This window comes from Bacillus sp. NPDC094077, assembly GCF_050279465.1.
Lineage (GTDB): Bacteria > Bacillota > Bacilli > Bacillales > Bacillaceae_G > Bacillus_A.
In genome coordinates, this window is sequence record NZ_JBNNUF010000003.1 from 3,900 (window position 1) to 23,975 (window position 20,076).

The 20,076-nt window shown below is 35.5% G+C and carries 21 protein-coding genes; 14 read left to right on the forward strand and 7 right to left on the reverse strand.

From position 1 onward, the window contains the following. Positions 1–176: 176 nt before the first annotated feature. Together ACQKNR_RS08685 and ACQKNR_RS08690 are read right to left on the reverse strand one after the other, a co-directional pair. Positions 177–281, reverse strand: coding sequence for a YjcZ family sporulation protein (locus ACQKNR_RS08685; RefSeq protein WP_000505684.1), 105 nt, complete (start codon positions 279–281; stop codon positions 177–179). Between the two features lie 235 nt (positions 282–516). Then, complete coding sequence (locus ACQKNR_RS08690) at positions 517–987, reverse strand: hypothetical protein (RefSeq protein ID WP_427317043.1); 471 nt, start codon at positions 985–987, stop codon at positions 517–519. A gap of 182 nt (positions 988–1,169) precedes the next feature. Here ACQKNR_RS08690 and ACQKNR_RS08695 point away from each other — a divergent pair, with 182 nt between their 5' ends. Next, on the forward strand, positions 1,170–1,481 hold the full coding sequence (locus ACQKNR_RS08695; protein ID WP_427317045.1) for a heavy metal-binding domain-containing protein: 312 nt from the start codon (positions 1,170–1,172) through the stop codon (positions 1,479–1,481). Positions 1,482–1,621: 140 nt separating this feature from the next. Here the strand turns inward: ACQKNR_RS08695 and ACQKNR_RS08700 are convergent, their stop codons facing one another. The 3 genes from ACQKNR_RS08700 to ACQKNR_RS08710 form a co-directional block, all read right to left on the reverse strand. Continuing rightward, positions 1,622–1,927 (reverse strand): hypothetical protein, encoded by a 306-nt coding sequence (locus tag ACQKNR_RS08700; protein ID WP_427317047.1) that lies wholly within the window; start codon positions 1,925–1,927, stop codon positions 1,622–1,624. Positions 1,928–2,118: 191 nt separating this feature from the next. Next, a complete protein-coding gene (locus tag ACQKNR_RS08705) occupies positions 2,119–3,111 on the reverse strand; it encodes a zinc-dependent alcohol dehydrogenase family protein (RefSeq protein WP_427317049.1) in 993 nt (330 codons plus the stop codon). Positions 3,112–3,507: 396 nt separating this feature from the next. Then, entirely contained in the window at positions 3,508–3,693 is a 186-nt protein-coding gene (locus ACQKNR_RS08710) for a hypothetical protein (RefSeq protein ID WP_427317051.1), read from the reverse strand. Positions 3,694–3,874: 181 nt separating this feature from the next. Here ACQKNR_RS08710 and ACQKNR_RS08715 point away from each other — a divergent pair, with 181 nt between their 5' ends. The 4 genes from ACQKNR_RS08715 to ACQKNR_RS08730 all read left to right on the forward strand — a co-directional run bounded on the left by ACQKNR_RS08715 (position 3,875) and on the right by ACQKNR_RS08730 (position 6,841). Continuing rightward, on the forward strand, positions 3,875–5,092 hold the full coding sequence (locus tag ACQKNR_RS08715; protein WP_427317053.1) for a sensor histidine kinase: 1,218 nt from the start codon (positions 3,875–3,877) through the stop codon (positions 5,090–5,092). Continuing rightward, positions 5,082–5,726: a response regulator gene (locus tag ACQKNR_RS08720; protein WP_427317055.1), complete on the forward strand. Its 645-nt coding sequence runs from the start codon at positions 5,082–5,084 to the stop codon at positions 5,724–5,726. Before ACQKNR_RS08715 ends, ACQKNR_RS08720 begins: the two co-directional genes overlap by 11 nt. Positions 5,727–5,889: 163 nt before the next feature. Next, the gene (locus ACQKNR_RS08725) at positions 5,890–6,324 is read left to right on the forward strand and encodes a hypothetical protein (RefSeq protein ID WP_427317057.1); all 435 of its coding nucleotides are present in this window, start codon (positions 5,890–5,892) and stop codon (positions 6,322–6,324) included. Between the two features lie 121 nt (positions 6,325–6,445). Next, on the forward strand, positions 6,446–6,841 hold the full coding sequence (locus ACQKNR_RS08730; protein WP_427317059.1) for a hypothetical protein: 396 nt from the start codon (positions 6,446–6,448) through the stop codon (positions 6,839–6,841). Positions 6,842–6,905: 64 nt separating this feature from the next. Here ACQKNR_RS08730 and ACQKNR_RS08735 read toward each other — a convergent pair whose 3' ends face one another. Then, positions 6,906–7,046, reverse strand: coding sequence for a YflJ family protein (locus ACQKNR_RS08735; RefSeq protein WP_427317061.1), 141 nt, complete (start codon positions 7,044–7,046; stop codon positions 6,906–6,908). A 151-nt stretch (positions 7,047–7,197) separates the two neighbouring features. Between ACQKNR_RS08735 and ACQKNR_RS08740 the strand changes: the two genes are divergently transcribed. Further along, complete coding sequence (locus ACQKNR_RS08740) at positions 7,198–7,560, forward strand: hypothetical protein (RefSeq protein WP_427317063.1); 363 nt, start codon at positions 7,198–7,200, stop codon at positions 7,558–7,560. Between the two features lie 26 nt (positions 7,561–7,586). On the opposite strand, the gene ACQKNR_RS08745 is transcribed toward ACQKNR_RS08740, so the two are convergent. Continuing rightward, on the reverse strand, positions 7,587–7,772 hold the full coding sequence (locus tag ACQKNR_RS08745) for a YhzD family protein (protein ID WP_427317065.1): 186 nt from the start codon (positions 7,770–7,772) through the stop codon (positions 7,587–7,589). A 459-nt stretch (positions 7,773–8,231) separates the two neighbouring features. Here ACQKNR_RS08745 and ACQKNR_RS08750 point away from each other — a divergent pair, with 459 nt between their 5' ends. The 8 genes from ACQKNR_RS08750 to ACQKNR_RS08785 all read left to right on the forward strand — a co-directional run bounded on the left by ACQKNR_RS08750 (position 8,232) and on the right by ACQKNR_RS08785 (position 19,882). Then, positions 8,232–9,473, forward strand: a complete 1,242-nt coding sequence (locus ACQKNR_RS08750) for a metallophosphoesterase family protein (RefSeq protein ID WP_427317067.1) — start codon at positions 8,232–8,234, stop codon at positions 9,471–9,473. After that, complete coding sequence (locus ACQKNR_RS08755; RefSeq protein ID WP_427317069.1) at positions 9,470–12,394, forward strand: AAA family ATPase; 2,925 nt, start codon at positions 9,470–9,472, stop codon at positions 12,392–12,394. Before ACQKNR_RS08750 ends, ACQKNR_RS08755 begins: the two co-directional genes overlap by 4 nt. A gap of 41 nt (positions 12,395–12,435) precedes the next feature. Next, positions 12,436–13,380 carry a 3'-5' exoribonuclease YhaM gene (gene yhaM / locus ACQKNR_RS08760; RefSeq protein ID WP_193413789.1) on the forward strand — a complete coding sequence of 315 codons (945 nt, stop codon included), beginning with the start codon at positions 12,436–12,438 and terminating at the stop codon, positions 13,378–13,380. A 588-nt stretch (positions 13,381–13,968) separates the two neighbouring features. Next, a complete protein-coding gene (locus tag ACQKNR_RS08765) occupies positions 13,969–15,639 on the forward strand; it encodes a ribonuclease J (protein WP_427317072.1) in 1,671 nt (556 codons plus the stop codon). Between the two features lie 772 nt (positions 15,640–16,411). After that, complete coding sequence (locus ACQKNR_RS08770; RefSeq protein WP_427317074.1) at positions 16,412–17,359, forward strand: ring-cleaving dioxygenase; 948 nt, start codon at positions 16,412–16,414, stop codon at positions 17,357–17,359. Positions 17,360–17,411: 52 nt separating this feature from the next. After that, a complete protein-coding gene (locus tag ACQKNR_RS08775) occupies positions 17,412–18,389 on the forward strand; it encodes a ring-cleaving dioxygenase (protein ID WP_427317076.1) in 978 nt (325 codons plus the stop codon). A gap of 252 nt (positions 18,390–18,641) precedes the next feature. Then, positions 18,642–19,754 (forward strand): tetratricopeptide repeat protein, encoded by a 1,113-nt coding sequence (locus ACQKNR_RS08780; RefSeq protein WP_427317078.1) that lies wholly within the window; start codon positions 18,642–18,644, stop codon positions 19,752–19,754. Beyond that, positions 19,751–19,882 (forward strand): hypothetical protein, encoded by a 132-nt coding sequence (locus ACQKNR_RS08785; protein WP_427317080.1) that lies wholly within the window; start codon positions 19,751–19,753, stop codon positions 19,880–19,882. The genes ACQKNR_RS08780 and ACQKNR_RS08785 overlap by 4 nt, the downstream gene beginning before the upstream one ends. The last annotated feature ends 194 nt before the right edge of the window (positions 19,883–20,076 follow it).

A 20,076-nucleotide genomic window follows, 5' to 3' on the forward strand; every position in this document is an offset into this window, starting at 1 on the left:
CAACTACCACCAAAGCCCATAACAGTTCCTCCTTTAGATAAGAAGGGGAAAACAATGGTTCACTCATGCATTTTAATGGATTCAATTTACTTTATGTATTTACATATGAATGGAGCAGGTCCTTTTGAAAAAAAAAGAAAAGACACTCACATAAGAGTGTCTTTTCCGATAGTTTTTTAGCAGAAGCAAGCAGCTCCAACGATGATTAATAAAATAAACAATACAACTAATAAAGCAAATCCTCCAGCGAAGCCGCCGCCACAACTACCACCAAAGCCCATAACAGTTCCTCCTTTAGATAAGAAGGGGAAAACAATGGTTCACTCATGCATTTTAATGGATTCAATTTACTTTATGCATTTACATATGAATGGAGCAGGTCCTTTTGAAAAAAAGAAAAGACACCTTCTAAGGTGTCTTCCTCCGATCGGAACCATATTAAGTTTAATAATATAGGTTCTCGCGACTTACCTATTAAGCTAAATTTTGAATCCTTAAGTTGATGGGGATCCTTTTTTACATGTTGTCATTTTTAAAAAAATCCTTCATCATTTTAGCGTCTTTAATGTTCAATGTCACACCTTCCACTTTATCTTTCTTCTCATCTTTAGCGATCGTAATTTGCTCCTTACTATCAACCCACACAAGAAATTCTTCTTTTGAGTCGTCTTTATATGTAACGGTTATAGTAGAATGTGCAGATTGTTTCTTTTTTTGATCTAATGTGATTGTTTTAGATGTTCCATTTTGAACTGCTGAAACGATAGATTTTATCATTTCTTCATTATCTGTTTGGGATTTGGAAGTAGTATTATTAGTTGTCTTAAGTATTTCGATGTCTGTAATGTTTGCGGAGTTTAATTGAAAGGTATTTTGTGTATGTTCTTGCTTAGCTTGAGAATCCTTATTTGTAGTCGAGGTGCTTGTACAACCTATTAAAGTGAAAGATAGAACGCTTAGAGTACATATATAAGTAATTTTTTTCATTTTATCCCCTCCTCTAATTTTATTATAACAATTTTCTGTTAATTCAGACAGGATAATATTTCACCCTTACAAAATTGTCACATTCATGTAAGGTAATTCAATAGATTAGTTACTTTTTCCATGTCATAATAAAGACATAAGAAAGCTAATTAAAACTACAAATTATTAGGAGAGTGTCAGTCATGATTGTAACAACAACTTCTGGAATTCAAGGTAAAGAGATTATTGAGTATATTGATATTGTAAATGGTGAAGCTATTATGGGTGCAAACATTGTCCGCGATTTATTCGCTTCAGTTCGTGATGTTGTCGGTGGTCGTGCTGGTGCTTACGAAAGTAAATTAAAAGAAGCTCGTGATATTGCGATGGATGAAATGAAAGAACTTGCAAGACAAAAAGGTGCGAACGCTATCGTTGGTGTTGACGTAGATTACGAAGTTGTTCGTGATGGAATGTTAATGGTTGCTGTAAGTGGTACAGCTGTACGTATATAATTAAATAAAAAACAGGCTCACCCCTTGAAGCTTATGCTTTGAGGGGATTTTTTTGTTTTCAAGTTAATGCTATTACATATGCCTCATATGTAATGTCCCAGTTTATTCTGCAATCGCGTCTGTTTCTGGAAGAAGGCTATTTATGGATAATTGTTTCCTTTCTTGCTGTAGATTTCATAAGCAAAAAATCCAAATAAATAGCCTATTCCAGCTCCTAAACTAATTGTAAATAATAGAGAAATCGGGAAAAATAGGCCGACAATTACACCGATAGAACAACCGAAAAGCATTCCCATTGGTATTAAACTATCTAATAAATTTTGAGCGTCTTTTGATTTTTTCTTACCTAGGTTGCCTTGATTATATTTATGCTTAAGCCTTTCAATTACATATATTACAATTCCTCCGACTATTACAACAGGCGCGATTGCCATGATTAAACCCATGTTAGAATCTCCTTTCACTTTTTAATCAACTCATACCAGCTACTTAAAATCCTATTTCGTTAAATGGGTCGATAGTTGAAGAAGGAGAGTAACGTCCTCTTATTGACTATAAATTCTAATAGTGAACGTACTATCCTCTTATTAATGTAGTCTATTTAAAAGATCAATCAAAAGGAATCCTTTAATTGTATTTAATAACTCGTTAAAAACACTTTTCCTTTTGTTTTTTCAGCAGACTGCACAACATCAACCGCAGTTTTCACATCTGCTAAGTCATACGTAGAATGTACCGTCATGAAACGTAATTGTTTATCCTCAACTAAGCGGATTAAGTGACGAAACGTTTCTTGCCATTTATATGGTGACACGTCTTTATTCCAATGTCGTAAATGAAATATGTTAGCGTGCACTTTTGCTTTCGTGACAATCTCTGCCCAGTTTACTTGTATTCCTGATAGAAGGCCTATAGTTAAAAAGTGTCCATTTGGACGTAAACAAAATGCTAATTCATTTCCATCGGATCCTCCAATAGAATCAATCGCAGCATCTGCCCCGGCCCCATTTGTTAACTCCATAACTGTTTCATGAAGCGGAGCAGTGGAAGTATCTATTACATAGTCAGCACCAAGCTGAAGTAATTTCTCTGTATGTTTACTATTTCTTGTCACTGCAATGAACCGGAAGTTTAAAATTTGTGATAACTGAGCAAATAGGTGACCAATAGCGGATCCACAAGCATTCACTAATAAAACGTCATTTTGTTTTAAGTTTAGAGTCTCTGTACAAGTAACCCACGCAGTAAGGGGATTAATATACATTTGTGCCGCTGTAAAATCATCAATGGAATCAGGAATAGGGACTATAAAGTCAGCTGATGTTTTCACATATTCTTGCCAAGTACCTTCTCCGCGTAAAGGTAAAACACGTTTACCGATAAGGTCTCTCGAAACGCCCACACCTACATCTTCTACAATACCAACACCTTCATAACCAGGTATGTTAGGTAACGGAATTCTATGTGCATACGCTCCGGTTATTGGAATTAAGTCAGATGGATTAATCGGTCTAACTAGCATACGAACGAAAACTTCATTATCTTTTAATGGCTCTATATTTTTATATTCAACCTGTAATACATCTTTCGGATTGCCAAACTCATGAAATTGAATGTATTTACCGTGCAAAATAAATTTTCCCCCTTAGTGTGATTGGGTTAATTATAGCATTTTTGGTTTAAATGATTATTTCATTAGCACTAAATAAAAGGGAACAGAAAGTCGTAGTTTATACTTTGAGGGGATTTTGATTGTGTAAACTTTAAAAAGATACATTAATTATGTAGCATGGTATGAATTGTAGAATCGATTTTCTGAACAAGTTATTGGGTACATAGTAATATAAAAAAAGACGCCCTTGTGAGCGCCTTTTTCCAACTTGAGATAGATGTATCATTATTGTTCTACTAGCGTACATAATGCTCGTTTAAAGTTTTCTCACACAAATGATCTGTATATCAATTTGTTTTTGATATACAGATCATTTGTATGATAATTCTTATAGATAATTGCTGAATAATAATCTTACATAAATGCTTTTAAAAGTTCTTGAACTAATGGAATTACTCCACCTACAAATTTTAAAACTGCCATTGCGATTTCCATATGATTGCCTCCTTTTTTAAATAGTGAGATGTAATAAATATTTATATTATCATTATAGTAAGCGCTTGCAAAAACATCAATGCATTTCGATATGCAATATTTCATATTTGTATTCGGTAATGAGGAATCAGTAACTTATCCTGCTATTTGTGGGAGTCGGGCTTGCCTGTAAAAGCCCGATTGATGGGGCTAATAATCAGTGGGAGGACAAAGCTCCTACTAATTAAAGTTTCACTTTATCAAAATATAAGTCGCATCTTGTATAATGTAATAGTGGAGGTCGAATATGAAAAAAATAAATTCAAATATAGATTTGGATACAAATGTATTGGAAGCGGTATTTATTCCAAGAAGGTTTATTATTTTATGGATTACACTCGTATATATAGCTTCAATGCTTTTAGAATTTCGTAATAATATGTTCTCTATGGATAGTTTCTTCTTTACAATAATTATTGTGATTCATACTATTTTTCATTGGTATGCGAGTTCATTAAAGAATAGCCAATTGTTGTACTTCTTTTTTTTACAGCTCTTCATTGTGTTTTTCGCTGCATTTATTGTGCCAAGTAGTTCGATAGCGATTTTTGTTGGATTAACTCCTATTTTAATTGCCCAAAGTTTATATGTTTATAACAATATATTTAAAGTAATGGCAGTTTTTACTCTCATGTATGCAATATTTTGTACTGCAATTAGTATTAATTATGGTGTGAATAAAGTAGCTATTCTTATCTCTATGTTCCTTTTAGTATTAGCAATTATTATTCCTTTTTCCTATATTAATAAGCAGCAATTTGATGCACGTAATCGTATACAGAGCTACATCCAAGAGTTAGAGTCTACATATATGAGAGTGGAAGAATTGACATTAGCTAATGAAAGACAGCGAATGGCAAGAGATTTACATGATACGTTAGCGCAAGGTTTAGCGAGCTTAATTATGCAATTGGAAGCAATAGATGCCCATATGCAAAAAGGGAATACAGGACGATCTCAAGAGATTATGAAACAAACTATGATAAGAGCGAGACAAACCTTGCGTGATGCAAGGTTGGTTATTGATGATTTGCGTCATACTACTAATTCATTTAATGAAGCAGTAGAGGAAGAGGTTCAACGTTTTTCTGAGGCTACGTCTATACATGTGAGATTTACTATTCAAAGCCCTCCGCATATTTCAAGCTTAGTAAAAGAGCACTGTTTATATGTAATGAGTGAATGTTTAACGAATATCGCAAAACATTCACAGGCAACAGATGTTAATTTAAAAGTGGAATATATCGATGATCTTGAAAAACTTACTATTGAAGTTGAAGATAATGGAATTGGGTTTGACACTAGGTATATCGGTAAGAATCCTGGACATTATGGTTTAATTGGTTTAAATGAGCGTGTTCGATTGATTAATGGAGAAATACATATATTGAGTGAAAAGATGAAAGGTACGAAAGTGTATATTCAGGTACCTATAAATAAAGAAGGAGATAGCCATGAAGCATAACGTATTAATTGTAGATGATCATTTCGTTGTAAGAGAAGGTCTGAAATTGATAATAGAAACGAGTGATTCATTTCAAATTATAGGTGAGGCTGCAAACGGAGAAGAAGCCCTTTCTTTCATAGAAAAAAAGAAACCTGATGTCATTTTAATGGATTTAAATATGCCTAAAATGAGTGGTTTAGAAACAATTGAGGCTTTGAATAAAAAACAAAACCATACGCCGATTATTATATTAACTACTTATAACGAAGATGAATTAATGTTAAAGGGAATTGAGTTAGGAGCAAAGGGATATTTGCTAAAAGATACGGATCGTGAGAATTTGTTTCGAACATTGGAAGCGGCTATTCGAGGTGAGATTTTACTACAACCAAATATTATGGAAAAGATAGTGAATTATAAAAGGAAAGAAATATATGCTGATAAGGTTGAAGAAAATAACTTAACAGAAAAAGAACTGTTTGTGTTGAAAGCCATTGCGCGCGGATATAAGAATAAAGAAATTGCATTCGATATGGGGATAGCTGAGCGAACGGTAAAAGCATATTTAACAAATATATACAATAAACTAGGTGTTAATTCACGGTCAGAAGCAGTAGCTATATCAATTGAAAGGCAGTTAATTCATTTTTAAAACATTATATATGCCCAATCGTACATGATAGGTTTGCCCTTTTGTACGATTTTTTTATTTCTTTCTCATGTTATGCTTCAGAAAGTGTGAGAGATTTAAGAACAATCTAATTACATTACAATTACAGACGTTTCTAATGTAGGAAAGGGAGAAGAATAATTAAATGGCAACTTTGTTTTTAATTCCTGTAGTAATTCTCTTTATTTGGATGCAAAGCAAACAAAGAAAAATAAACAGGATAGATATTATAACTTTTCTAATGATGATAGGGAGTATTATTTATACGGTGCCGCAACCAATGACTTGGGATTTACAAGCAGAGTTACTGGCAGTTACGCTTTTTTCTTTCGCTATTGGTGTTTGGCAAGGTGGGGGAATTATAGTCTGTAATGAGGATGGAATTTTATATATTACAAATAGAAAACAGTATTCTATTTCATGGATTCTCTTAATAGTTGGCAACATAATTATTACTAATATATTTGAAGGTGGATTTATATTTAATGGAGTGTGGTTCCTTTTGTGTGGTGTTGTCATTGCATCTGGGCTAAAAAACTGTATTATATGTGTTCAATACAAAGTAACAGTGCGGAATTGAATGGAAAAACAACGATGTTTTCTTTTATCTCAATATAGAACGTATTGCTGTGAGTTCATTAAAAGATTGTAATTGATAAAAATGAGAAGGAAGTATTGGAAGAATGGGGGAGTTAACGTAGATGTTTCTACCTATTACTACATTTGATAGGTTTAGTTGGATGGGAAATGTTGCTTTCTCTTCAGAAAAGCTTAGCGGGAATCGAGCGCTTTCGAGGGCCGAAGAAAGAGATGTTAATTTGCGTAACAAATGTATAGATTCAGTTCATACTATTCATCAAAAAATAAATATAGGTTCTGTTGAATATAGTGATAATTTTATGTTGGGCCGTGCAGAACCTCATTCAACAATTGTCATAACAAGTGGGGATATGTATGTTGGAAGCGGACGGGTTAATCAGTATGGAGAATTTAAAATATATACGAATGATTGTCTGGAAGCGTATTTGGTAATAGAGATTCAATTGATAATGGGTGGTTTTTATCAAGAGAGTATAACGGTAAAGGTAGAATGTTAAGATAGGATTATTTCTTGTTTTCACCAAATAAAAAGGAAGCAACCTCAGTTGCTTCCTACATCTATTAAGCCGAAGCTCTTTTCATTCTCTCAAGTAAACTAGCTAAAATATGCGTACGGTAAGATTCTAGTTTTTTGCCCTCGTAAGTACGAATACCTAATTTTTTAAGTTCTTTTACATACCAACCTTTGCTTCCGAAATACATGTGATCGCTCCCCTTCAACTTTTTTATTTGTCCTGATTGTACTTGGAGGTACGGGAATTATAATGAAGGAAATGAATTTCGCGCGAAAATGGTTAACTTTGTTGCAAAAGACATATATACTAAAGGTAGTATACAACGAGGTGGGCAAGACGTGATTATAGAGAAGCACGAAATTCAAATTGACCAAATTACGAGCGGAAAAGTGAATATCTTTACTTTCTACCGAAATAGAAAGCAAATCGATGATCATTTTTTACGACTGCAAGAACCATCGCTTACAGCAAACTACTTCTTCCATTTTCATTTTGATGCAGAGAGCTTGCATCTTTTGCAGAAAGAGTTTCCGAGCGTATATCCGTACGACGGTAGTGAAACGATTCACGGCTGGACGGAAAAGATGAAAGCGGAATTGCAACATCAGATCCAAACAGGTAAATGGAATAAACGCGTACGTATCGGTAATCGCATTCTAGATGTGGCGTTTACGTGGTGTGACGAAGATATAGTAGAGTGAAAAAGAAGCGGATGACGCTTCTTTTTTTAGCGCTGGAATAAAACGAGCTTACCTGCAGAAGATGTGCAACGATGTGTTTTTTCATGCAATCCTTTTTCTTGTAAAATAGATTCACCTTTTGCCTTCGCTTCTTTTTCAGTTACCGCCTCGAATGATTCGTCTAATGCTTTTGAACCATCTTTTTCAAAGACTGTTAGAACGTATACTCCCATGAAAATTCCCTCCAATAATTAAAATCAGAATCTTATAACTATTTTGTCATAAATCACTAGAATATGCAAAGAAATATATGACATTGCGTGTTACAATAAAGTGAAACTTTAATCATCGGGGAGTCTTTTCATTCCCGATGATTATTAGTTGAACCAATCGGGTAATTACGGGCAGTCTACTTTCAGATTGTCTTCCTTGCCTACTGCCCGTTAATACGGGGTAAAGTGAAACTTTAATTAGTGGGGAGTCTTTTCATCACCACTAATTATTAGTTGAACCAATCGGGTATTTATGGGCAGTCTACTTTCAGACTGTCTTCCTTGCCTACTGCCCGTTAATACGGGGTAAAGTGAAACTTTAATTAGTGGGGAGTCTTTTCATCCCCGATGGTTATTAGTTTTCAGCAATTTTAATGTTGATAAGATGAAACTTTTGAAATATAGAAAGGATCGTTATTTGTGAAACAAGTGAAGTTTATACATGCGGCTGATTTGCATTTGGATAGTCCGTTTAAAGGGATGGAAATGAATGTAGCGCAGTCTGTTTGGGAGAGAATGAAGCAAAGTACGTTTGAATCATTTGAGCGTATTGTTGATAAAGCGATTCAAGAGCGCGTTGATTTCTTATTACTAGCTGGGGATTTGTATGATGCGGAGACGAGAAGTTTGCGGGCGCAAGTGTTTGTGCGTGAGCAAATGAAGCGACTTTCGCAGTACGGAATTCCCGTTTTTATTATTCACGGTAACCACGACCATTTAGGAGGAAGCTGGGCAGCAATTGAGTTTCCAGAAAATGTTCATGTGTTTACGGAGCCTTATGTAGAAGAAAAATCATTTTATAAAAATGGTGAGTTGTTAGCTTCTATTTATGGTTTTAGTTATTTACAGCAAGCGGTAACGGATAATATGACAGCGCAGTATACGAAAATGAGTGATGCGCCTTTTCATATTGGAATGCTTCACGGAAGTGTGGAAGGAGATGCAGAGCATAATCGCTACGCACCGTTTCAAATTCGTGAGCTGAAAGAAAAGCAGTTTGATTATTGGGCTCTTGGCCATATACATAAACGTGAAATTTTATCAGAAGAGCCGTACATTATTTATCCGGGCAATATACAAGGCCGTCATCGTAAGGAGACAGGGGAAAAGGGTGCGTACCTTATCGAATTAACGAAACAAGGAACGCATTGTTCATTTTTCCATACTGCGGATGTTGTATGGGATGAGATAGAAGTTCATATCGATGGGATTGAAACTGTTGATGACCTTATGACAGTAGCGTCAACCGCGATGAATGAGAGCCGAAAAGTAGAGGAAGGCACGCTTTTAACTGTCGTATTCACAGGGCAGGGGCCACTTTCTCCTTATTTGCGTGATGAAAAGCGTGTGGAAGAGATTTTTCATATTTTAGCAGCTGGAGAAGAACGAAAAGATTTCGTATATACGATGAAGTGGAAAAATGAGACGGTTTCTTTTGCGGAAATCGAACGTTTGAAAGAAGAAAATCATTTCGTCGGTAGTGTGCTGCAAGAGTTAGAAGCTTTCACAAATATGGACGGAGTGTTGCGCACCATTTGGACATCTCCTGTAGCGCGTAATAATATTGAATCTTTTACAGAAGAAGAGAAGAAAGAGATTCAAAAGGAAGCGGAAAATATTATTTTAGAACAATTATTCCAGCAAGAGAGGGATAAGAAATGAGAATGGAAAAACTCCATATTTATGGGTACGGAAAATTAGAAAATGTGGAAATGGATCTTTCATTGCTGACTGTGTTGTACGGTGAAAATGAAGCGGGAAAATCGACCATTCGCTCGTTTATGAAAAGTATTTTATTCGGTTTTCCGACGAGAGGACAGCGCCGTTATGAGCCCAAAGAAGGCGGAAAATATGGCGGGGCGATTACTGTACAAACAGGGAAGTACGGCCGTTTGAAAATTGAGCGTTTGCCAAAAACGGCAGCTGGTGAGGTGACTGTTTATTTTGAAGACGGGAAAACGGGCGGCGAAGATATTTTAAACGATATATTAAGCGGTATGAATGAAAATCTATTTGACTCTGTTTTTTCATTTGATATGCACGGTCTTCAAAACATCCATCAGCTTGGCGAAGCGGATATCGGCAATTATTTGTTTTCCGCAAGTGCAGTCGGCAGCGATGCGTTATTACAGCTAGATAAAAAGCTAGAGAAAGAAATGGATCAGCGCTTTAAGCCAAGTGGTCGTAAGCCAGAAATTAACGTGTCACTTCAAGAAATGAAGAAGCTTGAGGAAAAGATGAAAGAGTGGCAAGGGAAAATTGGCACGTATGAAAAACAAGTTGAGCAGTTAAAAGAAAGTGAAGAGAAACTAGCTTCTGTTCGTGCGGAGAAAGAGTCAGCGGAAAAAAGAAAGCAAGATTATGAAATATTAGCAGCGCTTGAACCCCTCGTGATTGAAAAGCATGCACATGAGAAAGTGTTAGAAAATGAAAAAGGACAGTTTCCTGTAAACGGAACGGCGCGTTATGAGGCGATCAAGGCAAAAATGGAGCCGCTCCAATTACAAGTTGATTCGCTCCATAAAAAAATAGAGACAGTGCAATCGGAAATTGAATCGATTCAAATAGATGAAGAGTTTTTACAAAAAGAAAGTTATGTAGAAGAACTTCGCATGCAGCATTTGTCTTATGAAAATGCATGCCAAGAAATGCGTGATATGACGGGAAATATTGCAAATATAAAAGAAGAAATTGCAGAACTAGAGCAGCAAATTGGCGCTACTTTTGAAAAAGAAACGGTTCTTTCATTTGATATGAGTTTGGCGACGAAAGAGTTAATTACGCAAACAGTGCAAAAGGCGCGTGAATTAGAAACGCAAAAAGCACAGCTTGATGATCGCTTTAAAGTAGCTCAGGAGCAATTAGAAGAGCAAGAGGAAAATATAAGACAGATTAAGAAACAAATGTTAGCTGATGAAGAGCGAAATGCGTTAGTTGAGAAAGAAAAGTCATTTCAAGATGCGGCGTTTATCGGTATGGGCGCAGAGAGAATAAAGCGCAAGTATGAAGAGAAGGTAGGAGTAGCTAAGCAAAAGAAAAAACAGTGGCAAAGAGTTTGCCTTTTGTTACTTCTTATTAATACAGGTGTTTTATTCACGAGTTTATTTATAGATAATCGCGTGCTCTTATTTATTAGTGTCATTGTTTTTGTAGGGATTGTCCTTGCTCTCGTTTTATATAAAGATCCATCAAGCGGAGTACAAGAAGAGTTTCTTACTCTTCAGCAAAGTGCTGGTGGGCGTCAAAGTGAAGAGGCGATGTCCGTTCGTTATCAGTTAGAAAAAGATGAAGAGATTCGTAAGCTATTTGAGCGCGAGTCCTATAAGTTGCAGCAAATGGAACGTGTTTATGATAAAGTCGTTTCATCGTATGAGGAATGGGAGAGAGAAACGTTCCGTGCAGGAGAACAAGTGGATGTATATAAAGCGCGTTATATGTTCCCTGAATTTTATACGTATGCACACATATTGCCGGCGTTTGAGCGTATTGAAAAAATGCAGCAATTATATCGTGAATTAGAGAAGCAAGGCGCGCGGAAATCATCATTATATGAAATAATTTCGCACTTTGAACATAAACTAGAAACTGTTATCGGTAGCGCGGAGTATAGTAAGCTGCATGAGGCGCAAAGTCGTATGCAAAATGAGAAAGAGAAGCGCCAAACATGTAAGCAGCTAAAAGAGAAATTGGCGGAATGGCAAGAAGAATATGGGTTCATGCAAGAGCAATTGAAACAACTACTAATAGAACGAGATAGTTTATGGCATATTGCAGAGGCTACAGATGAAGAGATGTTTTTAGAAGCAGGTAAACTGGTAGAAAAACGTGAAGATGCTGAGAAGCAAGTGGGGCGTTTATTACCGCAAATTGATCTTTTAGAACAGCGCTTAACGAGTTTATCATTAGCTGAACATTATGAGGCTGACGGTTATGAGGAAAAATTAAAGCGAGAAATTACAGCCGTGCAAAACTGTCTTACAAAAGAAAAAGAACTGACAGAGCGTATTGCGAAACATCGTATGGAAATTGCGAATTTAGAAGAAGGAAATACGTACGGTGATTTACTGCATGAGTGGGGAATGAAAAAAGCGCAAGTGCGTGAACAAGTGAAGAAGTGGGCTGCCTATGCGGCCGCAAAGACGGTGTTAACAAAAACGAAGCAATATTATCATGAAGTGCATCTTCCTCGTATTTTACAAAAATCAGAAGAGTATTTCGTCTATTTAACGGGCGGACGCTATAGTAAAATCTTTTCACCGTCAGAGGCGGAACCGTTCATTGTTGAGCGTAATGATGGTATGCGCTTTTATAGTCATGAACTAAGCCAGGCAACAGCGGAGCAGTTATATTTATCGTTACGATTTGCATTAGCGAACACATTTGAACATGATTATCCATTTATTATTGATGATAGTTTCGTACATTTTGATGCGGTCAGGACGAATCGAACGATTGAACTAATAAAGGAAATTGCGAAAGATAGACAAGTCATCTTCTTTACATGTCATGCGCATTTACTATCGTTCTTTACGGAAAAACAGATTATAAAATTAACGCATAAGCGTAAAGAAAACGAGTTGTAATATGCTATACTAAAAGTAACTGATTTGGTGGAGGAATTCGAATGAAAAAGAAAATTGCAGAATATGAAGTTGGTGAACAAGTCGATGTTTTCTTGTTAATTAAAACAGCGACAAAAGGTATCGCAAGCAATGGGAAGCCATTTTTAACAGTAATCTTACAAGACCCAAGTGGAGATATTGAAGCGAAGCTATGGGACGTATCACCAGAAGTTGAGAAACAATATGTAGCGGAAACAATCGTTAAAGTAGCTGGTGATATTTTAAACTATAAAGGACGTATTCAATTACGTGTGAAACAAATTCGTGTTGCAAATGAAAATGAAGTAACGGACATCTCGGATTTTGTGGAAAAAGCGCCAGTGAAAAAAGAAGATATGGTTGAGAAAATTACGCAATACATATTTGAAATGAGAAATCCGAACATTCAGCGTCTAACAAGACATTTATTAAATAAGCATCAAAACGAGTTTTTAGACTATCCAGCAGCAACAAAGAACCATCACGAGTTCGTATCTGGACTAGCTTATCACGTTGTATCGATGCTAGATTTAGCGAAAGCTATCTCAACTCTATACCCATCGTTAGATAAAGACTTACTATATGCAGGCGTTATTTTACATGACCTTGGTAAAGTAATTGAACTATCTGGCCCAATTTCTACAACATATACGTTAGAAGGAAATTTACTTGGCCACATTTCTATTATGGTGAACGAAATTGGTAAAGCAGCAGATGAACTACAAATCGATGCAGAAGAAGTATTAATTCTTCAGCATATCGTCCTTTCTCACCACGGAAAAGCAGAATGGGGTAGCCCAAAACCACCATTAGTAAAAGAAGCTGAAATTCTGCACTACATCGACAACTTAGATGCAAAAATGAACATGATGGACCGCGCATTAGGACGCACAAAACCAGGTGAATACACAGAACGTGTCTTTGCTCTTGATAACCGTTCGTTCTATAAGCCGACGTTCCATAATTAAGAGTGTAAATAGAATGGCCTCATTAAGTGTTTTAAGTGTGAAATGAAAATAAAGTTGTAAAAAAATCATATAGTTGTTAAAAAAGATGGTGTGAAATTAGGGTTTCACACCATCTTTTTTTTTGTCCGATAAGGGAAGACACTGCAATCGGCTTTAAAAAACATTATGTATTCCTCGTTGTGCTACTTGATAGTCGTATTAGCTTTCCATTTTTGAATTGCTTCTAAGGATTCTCAATAAGAAATTGTAATACTATACTCTTCGTATCCCTTACGCTCTCAATCCTAATAAATCCAGGTTGTGTTTTTACTAGTTCTACCAAGTTGTCTGACATACTTTCATGTCTTTCTGAATTGTGTCTTTATTAAGAATCGAAAACCATGAGTGATTTCACTAGCAGCTGTCTCCATGGGAGGAAAGACTTCAATAACGATGTAGGAGACTAAGGCATCAATGTTGTAGTCATTATTTTTAGGGAAAAACAGTCTAGAGTTCCCTTTTTTGTAGGAAGCTTGAGCATTCAACCCACTGATAAAGGGAAACCCAAAGGGCATACTAAGATTATATTTAAATTGGGAGGGTATAAATTTGAGTACAATAGAAAATGCATTATCTATCTTCGCCTTAGGCGGCTTGAATGAAATCGGGAAAAATATGTATGCAATCGAATATTCAAACGATATCGTGATTATCGACTGTGGCAATAAGTTTCCAGATGAAAGTTTATTAGGAATTGATTTGATTATCCCTGATATAGCTTACTTAGTAGAAAATAAAGATAAAGTCAGGGCTTTAATTGTCACACATGGACATGAAGATCATATCGGGGGGATCCCGTTCTTCTTAAAAAAATTGAATGTACCCGTTTATGCCACACGCTTCACACTAGGATTAATTGAAATCAAATTAAAAGAACATAAACTTCTAGGAGAAAGTGAACTTATTGAAATCAACTCAAACTCAAATTTGACAATCGGAGAAATAAATGTAAGCTTTTTTAAAGTGACCCATAGTATTCCTGATTGCTTGGGAATAGTCTTTCACACACCAGAGGGGAATATTGTACATACGGGGGACTTCAAGTTCGATTTAACCCCTGCGAATAATGAGAATTCGGATATTCATAAAATGGCTGCAATCGGCAAAGAAGGGGTCTTGCTTCTATTATCTGAGAGTACCAATGCAGAGCGTCCTGGTTTGACCCCATCGGAACAAATGGTAGGTGAACATGTGGAAACAGCTTTCATGAAAGCCGAACGCAAAGTTATTCTTTCTACCTTTGCTTCAAATATTAGTCGCGTTCAGCAAGTCGTGAATGCAGCGCAAAAAACAAATCGAAAACTTGCGTTGCTTGGACGAAGTATGGTTAATGTTATAGCGGTTGCTATGGAACGTGGTTATTTAACAGTTCCAGATGGAATGTTAATTGACCCACATGAAATCAATGAAATGGCTCCTGAAAGGGTGGCCATTTTATGCACGGGAAGTCAAGGAGAACCAATGGCTGCTCTTGCTCGCCTGTCCACTGGAAACTACCGCGGTGTCGACATTTTACCTGGAGATACGGTTATATTTGCAGCAGGTCCAATACCTGGGAATGAACGAAATATCACGAGTATCGTAGACAACTTATTTGCACTTGGAGCCAAAGTGATTTATGGATCAGGAAGTACATCCGGAATGCATGTTTCTGGCCATGGTTATCAAGAAGATTTAAAACTAATGCTTACATTAATGAAACCAAAATATTTTATTCCCATTCACGGTGAATTTAGAATGTTACACCATCACCGTTTATTAGGTGAATCTGTTGGAGTAGAGCAAGGAAACACGTTTATCATCAATAATGGCGATGTCGTCGATATTGAACATACCATTGCCCGTCAAACCCGAAAAATACCAGTGGGGAATACCTACGTAGACGGGGGGGATGTCGATAATATTGGGGAAATTGTGTTACGAGACCGCAAACAACTTTCGGAGGATGGGATGCTCATGATTGTTTTAACTATGAACAAAGCGGAAAGAAAACTGATTTCTGAACCTGATACCATTTCTCGTGGATTTGTGGATAGAGATTTCTCAGAACTCCGAAGAGACGTTAATCGACTTACTATAAAAACTGTTAACGAGCTACAAGAAGCAAATAGAAACCAATGGAATGTAATGAAAAAACAAATAAAAAAATCAATACGACAATATGTATATACACATACTAAGAAAAAGCCAATGATTGTTCCTATACTTATTGAAATTTAATAGGGGAGAAGTTTTAAAAAAATGAATGAATTGATCTTCAACAATTGGGTGCTATTTTTTGAATAAAACTTAGATTTTTAAACGACTTTATTATTATATTTTTTAGTGTAGTGAAATATCTTACTTTAAAAATTAAACAACTATATTTTTAACCCCGTCCTAAATTTAGAACGGGGTTATGCTTGTTTGAGCTTTTAAAATTAAATAACTTTATTATTCGTTAAAATTTTTGAAAGTGAAATAAAGTGGTCTTATTATCAGTAGATATGTAAATAATCACGCCACAAAATATATAGAATTTAACTAAACGAATACCAAGATACGAAAAAAATATCTCGAATTCGAGATATTTTACTTGCTTTTTAATCACTTGAGATGTAAAGTGATAGTAACGAAAGTGATTGAGTCATATGAAAAACATACACTCAGTTACTTTCGGTTTACACAGTAAAGTAATTTATCCCGCATTAACGGGCAGTAAGACTCCCACCTCAAAATTCGGCGAATGCGAGGGAGTTAGGTGGGAGATCAACTGCCCGTAAAAGCCCGATTGGTTCAACTAATAATCAGTGGGGGATGGACAAAACCCCCACTGATTAAAGTTTCACTTTATGAATGAATTTTTAAAACAGTTTTCTATCAGTGCAGCTCTTATTTAGTAAAAAACTACGATTAAGCTATAAAAACATAATGGGAATATAGTGAAAAGTTAAGAAGCATATTATTTTTTCAGTCATCACTTGACTAGTAAAATGAAGAGGAGGAATCACCGATGTATGAAATTAAAGGGCATCATCATATTTCAATGATTACAAAAAATGCAAGTGAAAATAATCATTTTTATAAACAAGTGCTTGGTTTACGTCGTGTGAAAATGACGGTAAATCAAGATGATCCGTCAATGTATCACTTATTTTACGGAGATAAAACAGGAAGTCCAGGTACGGAATTAACATTTTTTGAAATTCCTCTAGTAGGAAAAACATATCGTGGTACGAATGCAATTACTCGAATTGGATTACTCGTTCCTTCAGAGGAGAGCTTGCATTACTGGAAAGTACGATTTGAGCAATTTGGTGTGAAACATAGTGAAATTACAACATATGCAAATCGTTCTGCTTTGAAATTTGAGGATTCTGAAGGTCTTCGTTTCGTGCTACTCGTTTCAAACGGAGAAAAAGTGAAGCACTGGGAAACATGGGAGAAATCTGAAGTTCCTGCCCAACATCAAATTCAAGGAATGGGTTCTGTAGAAATGACAGTGCGTAGACTTGATAAATTGGCGAGTACACTTACAGAGATGTTTGGTTATACAGAGGTTAGCCGCAGCGGTGAAGAAGCAATTTTTCAGTCCATTAAGGGAGAGGCCTTTGGAGAAATAGTTGTAAAATATTTGGATGGTCCTTCTGAAAAGCCGGGCCGCGGTAGCATTCACCATTTAGCGATTCGTGTGAAAAATGATGCAGAGCTTGCCTATTGGGAAGAACAGGTGAAACAAAGAGGTTTTCATTCTTCAGGTATTATCGACCGTTTCTACTTTAAAAGCTTATATTTCCGTGAATCAAACGGGATTCTTTTTGAAATTGCGACAGATGGACCAGGATTTACAGTTGAAGGAGATGTGGAGCATTTAGGAGAAAAACTTGATTTACCGCCTTTCTTAGAGGGGAAGCGAGCAGAAATTGAAGCGAATTTAGCCCCGATCGACGAAAAGAAATAAAAGAAAAAATACAACTTTAACATATAAATGAAAACTATTGGAGGAATATAAAATGAACCAACTAAAAGGAATACACCATGTTACAGCGATTACAAGTAGTGCAGAAAAGAACTATGAATTTTTCACTCACGTTTTAGGAATGCGTTTAGTTAAGAAAACGGTAAACCAAGATGATATTCAAACGTATCATTTATTCTTTGCAGATGATAAAGGTAGTGCAGGAACAGATATGACATTCTTTGACTTCCCAGGTGTTCCGAAAGGAGTACACGGTACAAATGAAATTTCAAAGACTTCGTTCCGCGTTCCAACTGATGCGGCATTAGAATATTGGGTGAAACGTTTCGACCGTCTTGAAGTGGAACACACAGGAATTAAAGAGCAATTTGGTAAGAAAACTCTTTCTTTCGTTGATTTTGATGATCAGCACTATCAATTAATCTCAGATGAATTTGATAAAGGCGTGGAATCAGGTACACCTTGGCAAAACGGGCCAGTTCCATTAGAATACGCAATTACTGGTTTAGGACCTGTATTTATTCGTATCGCGAACTTTAGTTTCTTCAAAGAAGTGTTAGAAAAAGTTCTATTATTTAAAGAGGTTGCTCAAGAAGGAGAATTCTATTTATTTGAAGTGAATGAAGGGGGAAACGGTGCCTCTGTCATTGTAGAACATAATAGGGTTCTTCCTGAAGCACAACAAGGTTTTGGTACAGTGCACCATGCCGCATTCCGCGTAGAAGATCGCGCTGTATTAGAAGAATGGATTGAGAGAATAGGTAGCGTTGGACTCCCTTCATCTGGTTATGTAAATCGTCACTTCTTTGAGTCATTATACGCAAGAGTTGCACCACAAATTTTATTTGAATTCGCAACAGATGGCCCTGGTTTTATGGGAGATGAGCCGTATGAAACACTGGGAGAAAAATTATCTTTACCTCCATTCTTAGAGCCAAAACGTGCAGAAATTGAAAAATTGGTTCGTCCAATTGATACAGTGAGAAGTACGAAGGAATTTATTAAAGAGTAAAAACATAAGATTTAGAAAAAGTTTTTGCTTAGACAATTAATACGTAGAAGAGCAAGTAGTTTTAGCGGGTCGCTGGAATTGCTTGCTTTTTTATTTGGATAATCATTACAATTAATAATCTTTATAAATTAATTAATAAATTGTCAGTTAATTGTGGAGAAAATTTTTATTCGTATGATGATCGATATAGTTATTTGAATTTTCTGGTATCATTTACAAAAGAGTACATAACAGATGATTAGGAGGGGTTTCATGATTACATCTACTACAAACGAAAAACTGACGCAGCTGTTGAATGAATGGTATCTAGAGATTAGATCAAGACGTATAAGTAATGCAGAACGTCTAAAACGAGAAATTGATTTTAAATTTAATAAACTAAAAAAAGAGACTGAAGAAGGTTTGCAGGACCAAAATTTATTACTTTATTATTATTTGTTAGAATTTCGATATAACTATTTAATAGATAATCTAGGTTTATCTCAAGAGAGTTTTAACAAGATAGATTCGTTTGATCAACCAGCAGATAACTTTTTAACTTATTATTATCACTTCTTTAAAGCGATACATTCTAGTGAGTTAGGAAATTTTCATCTTGCTAAAGAACATTACGACAAGGCTGAAAGTTTTCTGAAGTATGTTCCTGATCAATTAGAAAAGGCTGAATTTTATTATAAGTTAGCTACATTTCATTATGATATACAACAAGCTTTGGTATCTATTAAACATGCAACTAAGGCAAAAGATATGTATTCAAATTATGATGGATATGAATTAAATGTAGCTTTTTGTGATAATATTTTAGGTTTAGCCTGTATGAACTTAAAGGAATGGGAACTAGCTGAAGAGCATTTCACAGCTGCTATGGATCAATTTCAAAAGATTGGTGAAGAAAAATTTATTATTATGGTTCGTCATAATTTAGGATGGATGTATTCTACGCAAAATTTATCTGCATTGGCAATTCGTTATCTTACTGAAGTAGTAGAAAAATCTCCCCAACATTATAAAGCTCTTTATGTAAAAGCAAAAGAGCATTACAAGTTAAAAGAGCATGAGAGTGCAAGTAAGCTTATAGAAAAAGGATTGAAGATTTGTAGCGATTCGAAAATTGAAGGGTATCAACACCATTATGAAATTTTAAATGCATTAAATCAAGGTGTAAAAGCGGAAGAATTAGAGGTCATTATTCTTAGAGGAATTTCGTATTTTGAAAGAGAAGAGTTATATGATTATACTCAGGAGTACCAGGAAAAATTAGCAGTGAAATTTTATGAAGAAAATATTTGGGAAGAGGCAAGTAAGTATTTTTATCTTAGTAAAAAGGCAAGAGAAAAACTTTTTGATAAGGGGGCTTTAAAATGAAAAGAATGGTAATTAAATTGTTAGGGATTGTAACAGTATTTACACTGACTTTAGGCGTATATAGTTCGACAGATCATCAAAAAAATCCGACAATAATGAAAGCTGAACATGGGGATTATGGTGGCTAAAAGGAAAAAAAGGGACCTCACAACGAGGTCCCTTTTCTTTTTAGCCATAAAAAGAATTGACTTACTTTTAATATGTAACTATAATGGTTACAAAACAACTATCAGTAATGGGAATAAGTTATATTTTTTTAGTTTAATTGTAACTGTTGTAGTTACAATTAAAAAGGAAACATAAAATAACCAAAAAATGTAAA

Coding starts and splice junctions, on each gene's coding strand:
- ACQKNR_RS08685 (WP_000505684.1), bottom strand. CDS start 281: ATGGGCTTTGGTGGTAGTTGTGGCGGCGGCTTCGCTGGAGGATTTGCT.
- ACQKNR_RS08690 (WP_427317043.1), bottom strand. CDS start 987: ATGAAAAAAATTACTTATATATGTACTCTAAGCGTTCTATCTTTCACT.
- ACQKNR_RS08695 (WP_427317045.1), top strand. CDS start 1,170: ATGATTGTAACAACAACTTCTGGAATTCAAGGTAAAGAGATTATTGAG.
- ACQKNR_RS08700 (WP_427317047.1), bottom strand. CDS start 1,927: ATGGGTTTAATCATGGCAATCGCGCCTGTTGTAATAGTCGGAGGAATT.
- ACQKNR_RS08710 (WP_427317051.1), bottom strand. CDS start 3,693: ATGAAATATTGCATATCGAAATGCATTGATGTTTTTGCAAGCGCTTAC.
- ACQKNR_RS08715 (WP_427317053.1), top strand. CDS start 3,875: ATGAAAAAAATAAATTCAAATATAGATTTGGATACAAATGTATTGGAA.
- ACQKNR_RS08720 (WP_427317055.1), top strand. CDS start 5,082: ATGAAGCATAACGTATTAATTGTAGATGATCATTTCGTTGTAAGAGAA.
- ACQKNR_RS08725 (WP_427317057.1), top strand. CDS start 5,890: ATGGCAACTTTGTTTTTAATTCCTGTAGTAATTCTCTTTATTTGGATG.
- ACQKNR_RS08730 (WP_427317059.1), top strand. CDS start 6,446: ATGTTTCTACCTATTACTACATTTGATAGGTTTAGTTGGATGGGAAAT.
- ACQKNR_RS08735 (WP_427317061.1), bottom strand. CDS start 7,046: ATGTATTTCGGAAGCAAAGGTTGGTATGTAAAAGAACTTAAAAAATTA.
- ACQKNR_RS08745 (WP_427317065.1), bottom strand. CDS start 7,772: ATGGGAGTATACGTTCTAACAGTCTTTGAAAAAGATGGTTCAAAAGCA.
- ACQKNR_RS08755 (WP_427317069.1), top strand. CDS start 9,470: ATGAGAATGGAAAAACTCCATATTTATGGGTACGGAAAATTAGAAAAT.
- yhaM (WP_193413789.1), top strand. CDS start 12,436: ATGAAAAAGAAAATTGCAGAATATGAAGTTGGTGAACAAGTCGATGTT.
- ACQKNR_RS08770 (WP_427317074.1), top strand. CDS start 16,412: ATGTATGAAATTAAAGGGCATCATCATATTTCAATGATTACAAAAAAT.
- ACQKNR_RS08775 (WP_427317076.1), top strand. CDS start 17,412: ATGAACCAACTAAAAGGAATACACCATGTTACAGCGATTACAAGTAGT.
- ACQKNR_RS08780 (WP_427317078.1), top strand. CDS start 18,642: ATGATTACATCTACTACAAACGAAAAACTGACGCAGCTGTTGAATGAA.
- ACQKNR_RS08785 (WP_427317080.1), top strand. CDS start 19,751: ATGAAAAGAATGGTAATTAAATTGTTAGGGATTGTAACAGTATTTACA.